We start from the raw sequence: 14,578 nt of genomic DNA, 5'->3' as shown, positions 1-14,578 counted from the left end.
AAGGACATACCTTGAGGTAAGCTCCTGCCATGACGGAAGGCGTGCAGCGCAGGAGGACCCAGCCGGGGGAGCGGTATGACGTGTTTCACACCGACTGCCCCGCGCGCGACGTGGTCGACCATGTGACCAGCCGGTGGGGCATCTGGGTGCTGATCTCCCTGCGGGGCGGCGACCTCCGGTTCTACGAGCTGCGCGAGAGCATCCGGGGCGTCAGCGAGAAGATGCTCGCCCAGACCCTGCGCGCGCTCGTCCAGGACGGCCTGGTCCACCGCGAGGTCGAGCCGACTACGCCGCCTCAGGTCACCTACGGGCTCACCGAGTTCGGCCGGGACCTCGGCGAACCGCTGGAGGACCTCTTCGACCGGATCACGCGGCGGCTGACCTAGGCGTTTCCGGCGGCTCATGGCCGCCCTCCGCTGTGGCCACCGGGCAGGCCGGAGAGCGCCCCGCGAAAGCCGCGACGGCGGGGGCAATCATGATCCGCCGGGCACGCCCGGGTTCCCGCCGTGCATCCCTTGCCTTCTTCATCCCTGACTACTAGTCATATTTCGAATAGGCATAGTCGGGATCGGGAGGACGGCAGGCATGAAGTTTTCGCTCATCTTCGAGGCCCAGCTCGCGGACCCCACCGTCGCGCGCGAGCACCAGCTCTTCCACGACAGCGTCGAACAGGCCGTGCTCGCCGAGCGGATGGGCTTCGACCGGATCTGGGCCGTCGAGCACCACGCGCTCAAGTGGTACGCGCACATGAGCGCGCCGGAGATCTTCCTGACCTGGGTCGCGGCCAGGACCAGCACCATCCGCGTCGGGCACGGCGTCGTGTGCATGCCCTTCAACTTCAACCACCCGGCGCGTGTCGCCGAGCGCGCCGCCACCCTCGATCTGCTCTCCGGCGGCCGGCTCGACCTCGGCGCCGGGCGCGGCGGCACGCTCCAGGAGACCTCGCTGTGCGGGGTGGACAAGGAGCGCACCACGCAGGAGGTCGAGGAGGCGCTGCGGATCATCGGTGCCGCCTGGCAGAAGGACGAGCTGGAGCACCACGGCACGCTGCTCGACATCGGCCCGCACCCGATCCTGCCGCGCCCCGCGCAGGCCCCGCACCCGCCGCTCTTCCTGGCGTGCAGCCGCGCCGAGACCCTCGCCCAGGCCGCCGAACTCGGCGTCGGCGCCCTGGTGATGGGCTTCGCCGGGCCCGGCTCCGTCCAGGAGATGCGCGCGGCCTACGACGCCGCCCGCGCGGCACGCGACGGCTCCCGTCTCGTCTCCACGGAGGTCAACGACCACTTCTCCGTGCTCTGCCCGACCATCGTCCTCGACGACGCCGAGCGCGCCCGCGCCGTCGGCATCCGGGGCCAGCGCTTCTTCGCGCAGGCCATCAGCCACTGGTACGGGGGCGGCGGCGTGCCCGACGAGGCCGTGGTGGAGGGCGCGGACGGGGAGGCCGAGGCGGCCGAGCTGCGCCGGGCCGCCGAGCAGGTCGTCGCCACGCTCCACGAGCAGGACATCCCCGTACGCCCCAGCTCCACCGCCACCTTCCACGCCGACCACGCCTACGGCGGTGCCGGGGACGCGATCGCCTACGTGGAGCGGCTCCGCGAGGCCGGGGCCGACGAGGTCATGTGCCTGGTCCAGATGGGCACCGTCCCCCAGGAAGCGTGCCTGGAGACCATCCGGCAGTGGGGCGAGAAGGTGATCCCGCACTTCCGCGCGGGCGCGGCGGACGCCCGGTGAGCGCCGACCGGCTCGCGCCCGCCGCGCGCCCGCTCGTACGCGCCCTGAGCGAGGCCTTCCCCGACGTCGGCGGCACGGTCACCGACGCCGCCGAGGCGCGCCGGATCCTGGACGCCGCGCCCGCCCGTCCGGGGCCGCCGCCTCCGGTGCGCGAGACGCTCGACCGGACGATCCCCGGCCCCGAGGGCGCCCCGCCGCTCCCCGTGCGGATCTACCGCCCGTACGGGGACGCGGGGCCGCGCCCCACCGTCGTCTACCTCCACGGCGGCGGCTGGGTCCTGTGCGGCCTCGACAGCCACGACCGCACGGTCCGCACCCTGTGCCGTACGTCCGGTGCCGTCGTCGTCTCCGTCGCCCACCGGCTCGCGCCCGAGGCGCGCTTCCCCGAGCCCGTGCGCGACGCGTACGCGGCCGTGTGCTGGGCCGCCGCGCGCCTCGGCGCCCTGGGCGGGGCGCCCGGCGCGCTGGTCGTCGCGGGCGACAGCTCGGGCGGGGGACTGGCCGCTGCCGCCGCGCTCATGGCCCGCGACCTCGGCGGCCCCCGGATCGCGCTCCAGGCGCTGGTCTACCCGGTGACCGACTCCCGCGCGGTGACCGATTCGTACCGCCGCAACGCGGAGGGCTACTACCTCACGCGGCGGGCCATGCGCTGGTTCGCCGAGCAGTACTTCGGCCCGGACGGCGACCGCGATCACCCGTACGCGGCGCCCGTACGGGCCGATCTTTCGGGGATGCCGCCCGCCCATGTCGTCACGGCGGGGTGCGACCCCCTGTGCGACGAGGGCCGGACGTACGCGGAACGGCTGAGGCGGGCCGGAGGCCGTGCGACGGAGGGGCACTACCCGGCGATGTTCCACGGCTTCCTGGGCTTCGGCGACCTGCTCCCGGATGCCGCGGAGGCCATGGGGGGTCTGGGCAGAGCTATCGTGGAGACAGTGCCTGACAGGAAGATCGGCGGTGGTGACCCCGGTCTCACCGCATAATCTCCTGTCACTTCCCCTTGAGCGGGGGTGCCCTGCACGGATACGGTTTCTTGACGCCAGTTTCTTCTGTGGAGGGGTCATCATGACGGAAATTCTTTCGCCATCGACTGCCGGTGGCGGCGTTCTGCCGTCCGAGCGCGTGGTCGACCACCCCGCCTGGACCGTGCTCAAGGACGCCGTCGAGGCCGTGCGCCCATGGCAGTCCAAGGACGGTTCGATCGACTTCGAGGCCGAGGAGGCGCCCGCGCGCGAGGCCGTGCGCGAGCGGATCGGGACGATCACGGACGCCGTCGAGGAGCTGGCGCCGCTGCTGCCGCACGACGAGGCGTACCACCGCGCGCTCGTCGCCGACCTGCGCCGGTGGGCGGACGAGGGCTTCGGCGTGCCCGACTTCCTGGACTCCCTGCTGGCCTTCCACCCCGCGCAGAACCGCGAGGACGGCCTCCAGCACCTCGTCGTCTTCCCGATGTACACCCAGAACGGCAATCCGGACCGGAACCTGGAGGCCCTCGTCCTGCGCATGGTCTGGCCCGACTGGCTGGCCGAGCTGGAGCGCACCCGTTACGACAACCCGCTGTTCTGCGGCATCACCTTCGAGGACTTCACCGGCGGGTACGACACGCACTCCGCAGTGCTCTTCCCCGAGACGATCGCCGTGCGCGAGGCCCCCGAGCGCTTCACCTGGGGCGGCATCTTCTGCGACCGCGAGGCGGCCCGCTTCCGCCGCGTCGTCGAGGCCGCCTGCGACGTCACCAAGCTCGAACTGCCGGACGAGGCGCGCGAGATGCTCGCCGACCAGGAGCGCTGCCAGCAGACCTTCGTGCTCTGGGACATGGTCCACGACCGCACCCACAGCCACGGCGACCTGCCCTTCGACCCCTTCATGATCAAGCAGCGCCAGCCGTTCTGGATGTACGGCCTGGAGGAGCTGCGCTGCGACCTCACCGCCTTCCACGAGGCCGTGAAGCTGGAGGCCGACGGCTACTCGCAGGGCCGCGACGTGCAGTTCGCGGTGATCCTGGAGCGTCTCTTCCGCTTCCCCGTCACCGGCGAGCGCAAGCGCAACTACGACGGCCTCGGCGGCCAGTTGCTCTTCGCCTACCTCCACCAGCACGACGCCCTGCGCTGGACCGACAACCGGCTCAGCATCGACTGGGACCGCGCGCGCGAGGTGACTGTACGGCTGCGCGAGGAGATCGAGGAGCTGTACCGCGCGGGCATCGACCGGCCCAAGCTCGTCCACTGGTTCAAGGCGTACGAGCTGGTCTCGCGCTATCTCGCGCCGCACCCGGGCTCGACGTGGGCCAAGGGCCCGGACGCGCTCGACCTCAGCCTGCCGCCGCGCAAGCTCGTGGACGAGGTGCTCCCGGACGAGTTTCCGCTCAGCATGTTCTATGAGGCGCTCGCCAAGAAGCTCCGGCGTGTGATCGCATCGACCGAGGGGATCACCGCCCGGACCCCGGCCGCCGCGGCGGCGTGAGCGGGCGGGCGGAGGCGGACAGGGCAGTGCCAGGAGCGAGGAGGCGACGAGAATGACGGATTCGACGGAGACGACAGCGAAGGGTTACGAGGGGAACGGGAAGGGGCGGCTGGAGGGTTCCGTCATCGCCGTGGCGGGCGCCGCGGGCCCGGCGGGGCAGGCCACGCTGCTGCGCCTCGCCGAGGAGGGCGCCACGGTCGTCGCCGCCGACGCGGACGCCGAGCGCCTCGCGACGGCGGTGGACGCCGCCCGGTTCGCGCACGGCGGCGCGACCGTCACGGGGGACACCGTCGACCTCCTCAGCCTGGACGCCACCCGGGCGTGGGTGGACAGGACCGAGAAGGAGTTCGGCCGTATCGACGGGCTCGTCCACCTCGTGGGCGGCTGGCGCGGCTCGGCCTCCTTCGCGGAGACCGACCTCGCCGACTGGGACACCCTGCACAATCTGCTGCTGCGCACCCTCCAGCACACCTCGCTCGCCTTCGAGGCCCCGCTGGAGCGCAGCGGCAACGGCCGCTTCGTCCTGGTGAGCGCCGCGGGCGCCGCCAAGCCCACGGCGGGGAACGCGGCGTACGCGGCCTCCAAGGCCGCCGCCGAGGCATGGACCCTGGCCCTCGGCGACGCCTTCCGCAAGGCGGGGGGCGAGGACGGTCCCGCCGCCGCCGCTGTCATCCTGGTGGTCAAGGCGCTGGTGCACGACCAGATGAGGGCGGACCGGCCGAACGCCAAGTTCGCCGGATTCACGGACGTCAAGGACCTGGCCGAGGCCATCGCCACGACCTGGACCAAGCCCGCCGAAGAGCTGAACGGAACCCGCCTGTGGCTGACGCCGAAGCCCTGACCGACACCGAGGCCCCCAAGACGGACGCCAGGCGCCGCCACGACCCGGGGGTCCGCGGCTTCGCCAGCGACAACTACGCGGGCGTGCACCCGGAGATCCTGGCGGCGCTCGCCCTCGCCAACGGAGGGCACCAGTCCGCCTACGGCGCGGACGAGTACACCGACCACCTCCAGTCCGTGGTGCGCGGCCACTTCGGGCCGCGCGCCGAGGCGTACCCGGTCTTCAACGGCACGGGGGCCAACGTCGTCGCGCTCCAGGCCCTCACTGACCGCTGGGGCGCGGTGATCTGCGCCGACACCGCGCACATCCACGTCGACGAGTGCGGGGCGCCCGAGCGGGTGGGCGGGCTGAAGCTGCTCACCGTGCCCACCGAGGACGGCAAGCTCACGCCCGAGCTGATCGACCGCGAGGCCTTCGGCTGGGACGACGAGCACCGTGCCATGCCGCAGGTCGTCTCGCTCGCCCAGAACACCGAACTCGGCACGCTGTACACGGTCGAGGAGATACGCGCGATCGTCGACCACGCCCACGAGCGGGGCATGAAGGTCCACCTCGACGGCGCCCGTATCGCCAACGCCGCCGCGGCGCTGGACGTCCCGATGCGGACGTTCACCAACGTGGCCGGGGTGGACGTCCTCTCGCTGGGCGGCACCAAGAACGGGATGATGTTCGGCGAGGCCGTCGTCGTGCTGAACCCGGACGCGGTCGGCGCGATGAAGCATCTGCGGAAGCTGTCGATGCAGCTCACCTCCAAGATGCGGTTCGTCTCCGCGCAGTTCGACGCGCTGCTCTCCGGCGACCTGTGGCTGCGCAACGCCCGGCACGCCAACGCGATGGCCCAGCGCCTCGCGGAGGGCGTCAAGACCGTCGACGGCGTGGAGATCCTCCACCCGGTCGAGGCCAACGCGGTCTTCGCCCGGCTGCCGCACGACGTCAGCGAGCGCCTCCAGAAGCGGTACCGCTTCTACTTCTGGGACGAGGCGGCGGGCGACGTCCGGTGGATGTGCTCGTTCGACACGACGGAGCAGGACGTGGACGGCTTCGTCACGGCGCTCCGCGAGGAGATGGCCCGCTAGGCCCTGTCGTCAAACTCCCGTCTGCCCCGCGACGCCATGCACGCACTCTCGCCGCACCGGGCGAAAGCCCGAGTACGCCCAGTACGAGGACTTCCGTCCGGCACGCCGAGAGCACGCGCCTGACGCCGCGGGGCCGCCCTCCGGGCGACGACGGGAGTTTGACGACAGGACCTAGCCGTACCTCGCCTACGTATGCGTATGTCGTGACTTATCGCGCGTGTGCCAGTAGAACATGTCCTCATTCGCCCAGTGGGAGGAAGAGGACATGGGCGACAAGGCACTGTGTGACAAGGGCACTACGGGCATCTCGCGGCGCGCGGTCGTCGCGGGAACCGGTTCTCTTCTGGGGGCGGCGGCGCTCGCCGGGACGGGCGTCGCCGTCCGGGCGGGCGCCGCGGCCGCGCGCGGGCCGATCGCCTCGGGCGCGCGGGTCCAGGCGCTGGTGATCGGCAGCGGTTACGGCGGCTCCGTCGCCGCGCTGCGGCTCGCGGAGGCGGGCGTCGAGGTGCACCTGGTCGAGATGGGCATGGCCTGGGACACTCCGGACGCGGACGGCACGATCTTCGCCAACACCACGCGCCCGGACAGACGTTCCTACTGGCTGCGGACCAGGACCAAGCAGCCCCTGAGCAACTTCCTCGGCTTCCCGCTCGACAAGGACGTGCCCCGCTACACCGGGATCCTGGACGCCGAGGACTTCAGCGGCATCACCGTCTACCAGGGCCGCGGCGTCGGCGGCGGCTCCCTCGTCAACGGCGGGATGGCCGTCACCCCGCGCCGCGAGCACTTCGGCGCCGTCCTGCCCACGGTGGACGCGGGGGAGATGTACGACCGCTACTACCCGCGCGCCCGCGCCGGGCTCGGGGTCAACGAGGTCGATCCGGACTGGTGGGAGGCGGCGGACTGCTACCGGTACGCCCGGGTGGGCCGCAAGCACGCCGAGCGCTCCGGCTTCCCGCACCTCCTGGTGCCGAACGTCTACGACTTCGCGTACATGGAACGGGAAGCGGCAGGGGACGTGCCCAGGTCGGCCCTGGACGGCGAGATCCTCTACGGCAACAACCACGGCAAGCGGTCGCTCCAGAAGACCTACCTGGCCCGCGCCCGGGAGACGGGCAGGGTCACCGTCTCCCCGCTGCACAGGGTCGCCTCGGTCGCCCCGGCGGCCGACGGCGGGTACACCGTCGTCATCGAGCAGCTCGACACGGGCGGGCAGCGCACCGCGACCAAGACCGTGACCGCGCGCCGGGTGTTCTTCGCCGCGGGCAGCGTCGGCACGAGCAAGCTGCTGACCAAGCTGCGCGCCACCGGCGCGCTGCCCGCGCTGAGCGCCGAGGCCGGCAAGGGCTGGGGCGACAACGGCAACGTCATGTGCGGCCGCGCCAACCACCTGTGGGACCCCACGGGCAGCCTCCAGTCGGCGATGCCCACCCTCGGCATCGACAACTGGGGCGCGGGCGGCGCGTTCGCCGAGGTGGCGCCGCTGCCCACCGGCATCGAGACGTACGCCTCGTTCTACCTCTCCATCACCGACAACCCGCACCGCGCCGAGTTCACCTGGAACGCGGCGACGGAGACCGTCGAGCTGAGCTGGCAGCGGGCCTGGAAGCAGCGGTCCGTCGAGATGGCCAAGTCCCTCTTCGACCGGATCAACAAGAAGGAGGGGACGATCTACCGCACCGATCTGTTCGGCACCTACAAGATCTGGGGCGACCATCTCACCTACCACCCTCTGGGCGGCGCCGTGCTGGACCGGGCGACGGACAACGTCGGCCGTCTGCGCGGCTACGAGGGCCTCTACGCCATCGACGGCTCGCTGATCCCCGGGAACACCACGGTGAACCCGTTCGTGACCATCACGGCGCTCGCCGAGCGCAACATCGAGAAGATCGTCGCCACGGACCTGCGGATGTCAGTGGCCCGGTAGCACGCAGACCGTGTCCAGGCCCAGCACCCGGTTGAGCCTGCCGAACGCCAGCCAGGAGCCGAGGCACATGGTCAGCTCCACGATCTCCGGCGGGCCGTAGCGCGCGGTCATCCGGGCCCAGAAGTCCGCGTCGAGGTTGTGGTGATCCAGGGCGTACCGCTCCGCGTACTCGGCCGCCAGCCGCGTACGGGCGTTGAGCCCGTCGGCGGTACGCCACCGGGTCACCGCCTCGGCGAAGCCCTCCTCGACCTTCTCCCCGTCGCGTTCGGTGCGCCAGTCCAGGCAGAACGCGCACCCGTTGAGCTGCGCGATCCGCAGCCGCGCGGCCTCGAACTCGCGCAGCCCGAGCGTCGAGTGCTCGTACACGGCCAGGGAGAAGTGCGAGGCGGCCGGGCCGATGCCGGGGACCAGCTCGCCCCACACGTACGCGATCGGGTCCTTGCCCTCGGGCACGTCGATGATCACGACCGCTTCCTCCCCAGCTTGCCGACGGCCGGGCGCACCGGGATGTCCAGCGCGTCGTACAGCCCGGGTTCCGCCGCGGCGAGCCAGTCGATGGCGCCCACGAGGCGGCCCACCGCCGTGGCGTTGCCCCCGGCCGAGCGGTTGCCGCCCTCGTCGGTGGCCTCCACGGTGACCTGGATGCGGGGGCGGCCCTCCACGATCACCCGGTGCGCCCCGTCCCCGCCGTCCGGCGGCAGGGGCCAGTCGGGCGCGCAGGACGGGTGGATACGGGTGACGTGCTCGACCACCAGGAGGGGCTCGCCCCCGATGATCCCCTGCACCTCGAAGCGCACGGCGCCCTGGGTGCCCGCCTCGAACGTGCCCATGGAGCGGGTGCTGACCGTGGACTCCAGCGGGCGCCGGTCCGAGGTCTCGCGTACCTCGTCCAGCTCCGCGCCGAGGGCCCGCGCCATCAGCCGGACCTGCCCGCCCCAGAGCGTCATGGGGACCGTCGCGGCCAGCATCGGCGGCTCGTAGTCCATGGGGTGCCCCATGCCGACCAGGTCGCGGACGGCCTCGGGCTGGTCGTAGGTGGAGTAGTCGAAGATCTCCTGGCAGCGGATCGCGTCCACCGTGGTGCCGAGCCCGCTGACGAGCAGCGGCAGCACGTCGTTGGCCCAGCCCGGGTCGACGCCGGAGACGAAGAGCGAGCCGCCGCCCTCCGCGATCGCGGCCAGCACCGGGTCGCGCAGCTCGGACGGGGCGCTGCGCGGGTCGTAGAGTGTGTGGAGCGAGGGTGTGACGACCACCGCGCCGGTCCGCAGCACCCTGACGATGTCGGCGAGCGCCTCGGCGGGGCGGAGATCGCCGGAGGACGCGTACACCACGGCGCGCGGGCGGGCCGCCAGCACCGCGCCCACATCGTCCGTGGCGGCCACCCCCAGATCGCGGCCGAGGCCGGCGAGGCGGCCCGCGTCGGTGCCCACCTTCCCGGCGTCGTGGACGAGGACGGCCGCGAGGCTCAGCCCCGGATCCGCCTCCACGGCACGGAGGGCGGCACGCCCGACATTCCCGGTACCCCAGACAACCGTCGGAATCATGCGGCGGAGAGTAGCGACGGGAGGCGAAGGTTCCCAGAGGCGTGCGCGTCCGGCTCGCGCCACCCACAGGATTGCATAGATATGCACGATTAGGTAAATATATTGATCTCCGGTCCGGTGCTCCGTACGCTCCCCGGCATGCAGCTCACACCTGTCACCGCCGACGAGTCGGCCTACCTCGTCGCCGACGCCGCCGTCGACCACACCCATCCGCTCGTACGGGCGACCGCGGCGCGGCTGAGCGCCGGGGCCGACGATCTCACCGCGTACGCGCGTGCCGCCTTCGAGTTCGTGCGCGACACCGTCACGCACTCCGCCGACGTGGACGACCCGCGCGTCACCTGGCGGGCCTCGGACGTGCTGGAGCAGGGGACCGGGATCTGTCACGCCAAGGCGCACGCGCTGGCGGCCCTGCTGCGCGCCGAGGGCGTGCCCGCAGGGTTCTGCTACCAGAAGCTCGACGTGCTGCACGGCCTCATCGCGCTCAAGCTCCCGGGCGGCCGCTGGATCCGCCAGGATCCCCGCGGCAACAAGCCGGGAGTGAACGCCCAGTTCCGCCTCGACCGCGAGCAGCTCGCCTGGCCCGTGCGCCCCGAGAAGGGGGAGTGCGACTACCCGGTGCTCTACGCGGAGCCGCATCCCGTCGTCCTGCGCGCTCTTCAGAGGGCCGAGGACAGGGTGCATCTGTGGCGGCTTCTGGATGCCGCGCTGTAGGTGCGGCGTGGCCTGATCCGTACGGCGGTGCGGCCGCCGGTGTTTGCCCCCGGGGTTCCGTGAGAAAGATGGCCAATACATAGATGGCACATACACGTAACTCCGGAGGGCGACATGTGCGGAATCACCGGGTGGGTCTCCTACGAGCGCGACCTGGTGGCGGAGCGGGCGACCGTCGACGCGATGACCGCGACCATGTCCTGCCGCGGACCCGACGACTCCGGCACCTGGATCTCCGGGCCCGCCGCGCTGGGCCACCGCAGGCTGGCGATCATCGACCTGCCGGGCGGCACCCAGCCCATGACCGTCGAGACCGGCGAGGGCCCCGTCGCGCTGGTCTACTCGGGGGAGACCTACAACTACACCGAGCTGCGCCGCGAACTCGCCGCGCGCGGCCACCGGTTCACCACCGACTCCGACACCGAGGTCGTGCTGCACGCCTACCTGGAGTGGGGCACGGCCCTCGCGGAGCGGCTCAACGGGATGTACGCGTTCGCCCTCTGGGACGGGCGCACCCATCGGCTCGTCATGGTCCGCGACCGGATGGGCATCAAACCCTTCTTCTACGCCGAGACGCCCGACGGCGTCCTCTTCGGCTCCGAGCCCAAGGCGATCCTCGCCAACCCGCACGCCCGCCGCGAGGTCACCCTCGACGGGCTGCGCGAGCTGATGGCGTTCGTCAAGACGCCCGGACACGCCGTGTGGGAGGGCATGCGCGAGGTCGAGCCCGGCACGGTCGTCACCGTGAGCCCCGAGGGCGTCCGCACCGACGTCTACTGGCGGCTGGAGACCCGCCCGCACCCCGACGGCAAGGACGTGACGATCGCGCGCGTACGGGAGCTGATGGACGACATCGTGCGCCGCCAGCTCGTCTCCGACGTGCCCCGCTGCACCCTGCTCTCCGGCGGCCTGGACTCCTCGGCCATGACCGCGCTGGCGGCGCGGCAGCTCGCCGAGAGCGGCGAGACCGTGCGCAGCTTCGCGGTGGACTTCGTCGGCCAGACCGAGAACTTCGTCGCCGACGCGCTGCGCGCCACCCCCGACACGCCCTACGTCCACGACGTGGCCCGCGCCTCCGGCACCGAGCACCAGGACATCGTCCTCGACTCGGGCCAGCTCGCCGACCCCGAGGTGCGCTCCCGGGTGATCAGGGCCCGGGACGTGCCCGCCGGGTTCGGGGACATGGACGCCTCGCTGTATCTGCTCTTCAAGGCGATACGGGAGCACTCGACCGTCGCGCTCTCCGGCGAGTCGGCCGACGAGGTCTTCGGCGGCTACAAGCAGTTCTTCGACCCCGAGGCCTGCCGTGCCCGTACCTTCCCGTGGCTCGTACGGATGGGCGAAGAGCTCGGCGACGACGGGGACATCCTCACCGAGCCCCTCTCACACGCCCTCGACCTGCCCGGCTACGTCGCGGACGGCTACGCCTCGGCCGTCTCCGGCGTCGAGCGCCTCGACGGCGAGAGCGACGAGGAGTACCGGATGCGGCGCGTCAGCCATCTGCACCTCACCCGGTTCGTGCGCATCCTGCTCGACCGCAAGGACCGCGCCAGCATGGCCGTCGGCCTGGAGGTCCGGGTCCCCTTCTGCGACCACCGGCTCGTCGAGTACGTCTACAACGCGCCCTGGGCACTGAAGTCCTTCGACGGGCGCGAGAAGAGCCTGCTGCGCGAGGCCACCGCCGACGTCCTCCCGCGCTCCGTCTACGAGCGCGTCAAGAGCCCGTACCCCTCCACCCAGGACCCGCGCTACCACAAGGCGCTGCAGGAGAGCGTCAGGGACCTGCTGGCCAAGCCCTCCCACCAGGTCTTCGACCTCGTCAGCAGGGCGTGGCTGGAGCGCGCGGTCCAGGACGGGACGCCGCAGAGGGCCCAGTCCGCGCGGCGCGGGCTGGAGCGCGCGCTCGACCTCGCGCTGTGGATCGACATCTACGCGCCGACGCTCACGCTCGACTGAGCGGCTCCTGGACCGGGAGGCTCAGAGGGCCTGCGCCTGGGCGGGCGTCGGCGCCGTCCCGCCCAGGTGCGCGGGCATCCACCAGGAGTCCGCCGGGCCCTTGGGGCTCGCCGGGTACGCGCGCTGGGCCGCCTCCAGCAGCTCCTGGATCCGCTCGCGCAGCCGCTCGGTCACCGTCACCGCCGACTCGTCGGCGCCCGGGTGGAGCGGCTCGCCCACGCGGATGCCGATCGGCACGTGGTTGCGCCCGAAGTCCCGCTTGCGCCCCTTGGTCCACAGCCGCTGAGTGCCCCACAGTGCCACCGGCACCAGCGGCACCCGGGCCTCCTGCGCGAGGCGCGCGGCGCCCGACTTGAAGTCCTTGAGCGTGAAGGAGCGGGAGATGGTCGCCTCGGGGAAGACGCCGATGATCTCGCCGGAGCGCAGGGCCTTCAGCGCGTGCGCGTACGCGTTCTCGCCGCGGGAGCGGTCCACCGGGATGTGCTTCATCGCCCGCATCAGCGGCCCCGACACCTTGTGCCGGAAGACCGACTCCTTCGCCATGAACCGCACCAGCCGCTTGGCGGGGCGGGCGGCGAGGCCGGCGAAGATGAAGTCGAGGTAGCTGATGTGGTTGCTGACCAGCACGGCGCCGCCGCGCTGCGGCACGTGCTCCGTGCCCTGCATGTCGAAGCGGAGGTCGAGCGCCTTGAACCAGGTCCGTGCCGCACCGATCACCGGCGGGTAGAGGAGATCTGCCACGTGGGGGACCCTTCGTCTCGGGGCTGGACTGCTGGAGTGCAAGCCTGCGGGGACGTGTACCCGCTGGAACTTACGGACGCGTAACTTCGGACTCCACCAGATCGTTCCCTATGCCCTTGCTCATGGCTACCCCATGGGCAGGTCAAGAGGGAGATCCTTGTCACGCGCCCGCAGGCCCCCCGGGGGATCGCGGCGGCCCCGGAGGCAGACTGGAGCCATGGAGGACGTGAGGGCCCGGGACGCGGCGGCGGTGAAGTGGATCGACGGCGGGGCGCTGGGGGAGCGGGCGACGCTGGTGCAGTTCTCCAGCGCGTTCTGCCAGCCGTGCCGGGCGACCCGGCGCACGCTGGGCGAGGTCAGCGCGATGGTCGAGGGCGTCGCGCACATCGAGATCGACGCCGAGGAGCACCTCGCCCTCGTCCGCGAGCTGGACGTCCGGGCCACGCCGACCGTCTTCGTGCTCGACGCGCGCGGCCGTATCGTCCGGCGCGCCACCGGGCAGCCGCGCCGCGCGGACGTGATCGCCGCGCTGGGAGAGGCCGTTGACGCCTCGCCCGGCCCCTCGGCGTGATCCAGATCCCGCTCCCATTCCCTCGCTTCGCACGGTCCCGCGTGATGGAGTTGGGCTCGTCACTCTCCTCGTTGGCAAGGTCACAGTTCCGTGGTCTTGAGAACGGGGAATGTGCCGAGTGTACTGACGAGTAATATTGTGGACGGAACATCGGTCCACCGGACCGGGACCCGTAAGTCGAAGCAGTAGGAGAGCCGGCGTGAGCTTGAGGATCGTTGTCTGTGTGAAGTACGTGCCTGACGCCACCGGTGACCGGCACTTCGCGGAGGACCTGACCACCGATCGCGAGTCGGTCGACGGCCTGCTCTCCGAGCTGGACGAGTACGCGGTGGAGCAGGCGCTCCAGATCGCCGACGAGGCCGACGACGCCGAGATCACGGTGCTGACCGTCGGCCCCGAGGACGCCAAGGACGCGCTGCGCAAGGCGCTTTCGATGGGTGCCGACAAGGCCGTGCACGTGGAGGACGACGACCTCCACGGCACCGACGCGCTCGGCACCTCGCTGGTCCTCGCCAAGGCCGTCGAGAAGACCGGGTACGACCTGGTGGTCTGCGGCATGGCCTCCACCGACGGCACCATGGGCGTGCTGCCCGCGATGCTCGCCGAGCGCCTCGGTGTGCCGCAGGTGACGCTGCTGTCCGAGGTCTCCGTCGAGGACGGCGTCGTCAAGGGCCGCCGCGACGGCGACGCGGCCACCGAGCAGTTGGAGGCGTCGCTCCCCGCGGTCGTCTCGGTCACCGACCAGTCGGGCGAGGCCCGTTACCCCTCCTTCAAGGGGATCATGGCCGCGAAGAAGAAGCCGGTCGAGTCGCTGGACCTCGACGACCTCGACATCGAGGCCGAGGAGGTCGGCCTGGAGGGCGCCTGGACCACGGTCGACGAGGCGAACGAGCGCCCGGCGCGCACCGCGGGCACCGTCGTCAAGGACGAGGGCGAGGGCGGCAAGCAGCTCGCCGAGTACCTCGCGGGCCAGAAGTTCATCTGAGCCGCAGCGCCCGCCCCATCGCCCCCTCT

The 14,578-nt window shown here is 71.8% G+C and carries 14 protein-coding genes; 11 read left to right on the top strand and 3 right to left on the bottom strand.

Annotated elements, in window-relative coordinates:
• Window positions 1-29 precede the first annotated feature (29 nt).
• From ABD343_RS05735 to ABD343_RS05705, 7 genes are all read left to right on the top strand, one after another.
• Window positions 30-386, top strand: a complete 357-nt coding sequence (locus ABD343_RS05735) for a winged helix-turn-helix transcriptional regulator (protein WP_344524714.1) — start codon at window positions 30-32, stop codon at window positions 384-386.
• A gap of 199 nt (window positions 387-585) precedes the next feature.
• A complete protein-coding gene (locus ABD343_RS05730) occupies window positions 586-1,731 on the top strand; it encodes an LLM class flavin-dependent oxidoreductase (protein ID WP_344524712.1) in 1,146 nt (381 codons plus the stop codon).
• Window positions 1,728-2,714 (top strand): alpha/beta hydrolase, encoded by a 987-nt coding sequence (locus tag ABD343_RS05725; protein WP_344524710.1) that lies wholly within the window; start codon window positions 1,728-1,730, stop codon window positions 2,712-2,714. Before ABD343_RS05730 ends, ABD343_RS05725 begins: the two co-directional genes overlap by 4 nt.
• An 82-nt stretch (window positions 2,715-2,796) precedes the next feature.
• Window positions 2,797-4,194, top strand: a complete 1,398-nt coding sequence (locus ABD343_RS05720; protein WP_344524708.1) for a DUF6421 family protein — start codon at window positions 2,797-2,799, stop codon at window positions 4,192-4,194.
• 52 nt (window positions 4,195-4,246) lie between these two features.
• Window positions 4,247-5,035, top strand: a complete 789-nt coding sequence (locus ABD343_RS05715; protein WP_344524706.1) for an SDR family NAD(P)-dependent oxidoreductase — start codon at window positions 4,247-4,249, stop codon at window positions 5,033-5,035.
• Window positions 5,014-6,111, top strand: a complete 1,098-nt coding sequence (locus ABD343_RS05710; protein ID WP_344524704.1) for a threonine aldolase family protein — start codon at window positions 5,014-5,016, stop codon at window positions 6,109-6,111. Before ABD343_RS05715 ends, ABD343_RS05710 begins: the two co-directional genes overlap by 22 nt.
• Window positions 6,112-6,376: 265 nt before the next feature.
• Complete coding sequence (locus ABD343_RS05705) at window positions 6,377-8,038, top strand: FAD-binding protein (RefSeq protein WP_344524702.1); 1,662 nt, start codon at window positions 6,377-6,379, stop codon at window positions 8,036-8,038.
• Here ABD343_RS05705 and ABD343_RS05700 read toward each other — a convergent pair.
• The gene (locus tag ABD343_RS05700) at window positions 8,024-8,503 is read right to left on the bottom strand and encodes a carboxymuconolactone decarboxylase family protein (RefSeq protein ID WP_344524700.1); all 480 of its coding nucleotides are present in this window, start codon (window positions 8,501-8,503) and stop codon (window positions 8,024-8,026) included. The two genes, ABD343_RS05705 and ABD343_RS05700, sit on opposite strands and share 15 nt — an antisense overlap.
• The gene (locus ABD343_RS05695; RefSeq protein ID WP_344524698.1) at window positions 8,500-9,582 is read right to left on the bottom strand and encodes an NAD(P)H-dependent amine dehydrogenase family protein; all 1,083 of its coding nucleotides are present in this window, start codon (window positions 9,580-9,582) and stop codon (window positions 8,500-8,502) included. Before ABD343_RS05695 ends, ABD343_RS05700 begins: the two co-directional genes overlap by 4 nt.
• Before the next feature lie 138 nt (window positions 9,583-9,720).
• On the opposite strand from ABD343_RS05695, the gene ABD343_RS05690 reads away from it, so the two are divergent.
• Both ABD343_RS05690 and asnB read left to right on the top strand, forming a co-directional pair.
• Window positions 9,721-10,296, top strand: a complete 576-nt coding sequence (locus ABD343_RS05690) for a transglutaminase domain-containing protein (protein WP_344524696.1) — start codon at window positions 9,721-9,723, stop codon at window positions 10,294-10,296.
• A 114-nt stretch (window positions 10,297-10,410) separates the two neighbouring features.
• Window positions 10,411-12,252: an asparagine synthase (glutamine-hydrolyzing) gene (asnB, locus tag ABD343_RS05685; RefSeq protein ID WP_344524694.1), complete on the top strand. Its 1,842-nt coding sequence runs from the start codon at window positions 10,411-10,413 to the stop codon at window positions 12,250-12,252.
• Window positions 12,253-12,273: 21 nt separating this feature from the next.
• Here asnB and ABD343_RS05680 read toward each other — a convergent pair whose 3' ends face one another.
• Complete coding sequence (locus ABD343_RS05680; protein ID WP_344524692.1) at window positions 12,274-12,993, bottom strand: lysophospholipid acyltransferase family protein; 720 nt, start codon at window positions 12,991-12,993, stop codon at window positions 12,274-12,276.
• A 217-nt stretch (window positions 12,994-13,210) separates the two neighbouring features.
• Between ABD343_RS05680 and ABD343_RS05675 the strand changes: the two genes are divergently transcribed.
• Window positions 13,211-13,564, top strand: coding sequence for a TlpA family protein disulfide reductase (locus tag ABD343_RS05675; RefSeq protein WP_344524690.1), 354 nt, complete (start codon window positions 13,211-13,213; stop codon window positions 13,562-13,564).
• A gap of 199 nt (window positions 13,565-13,763) precedes the next feature.
• Window positions 13,764-14,549, top strand: coding sequence for an electron transfer flavoprotein subunit beta/FixA family protein (locus tag ABD343_RS05670; protein ID WP_344524688.1), 786 nt, complete (start codon window positions 13,764-13,766; stop codon window positions 14,547-14,549).
• The last annotated feature ends 29 nt before the right edge of the window (window positions 14,550-14,578 follow it).

Source organism: Streptomyces albiaxialis, from assembly GCF_039530985.1.
Taxonomy (GTDB): Bacteria; Actinomycetota; Actinomycetes; order Streptomycetales; family Streptomycetaceae; genus Streptomyces; species Streptomyces albiaxialis.
This window is presented reverse-complemented; position numbering and strand designations above follow the sequence as displayed.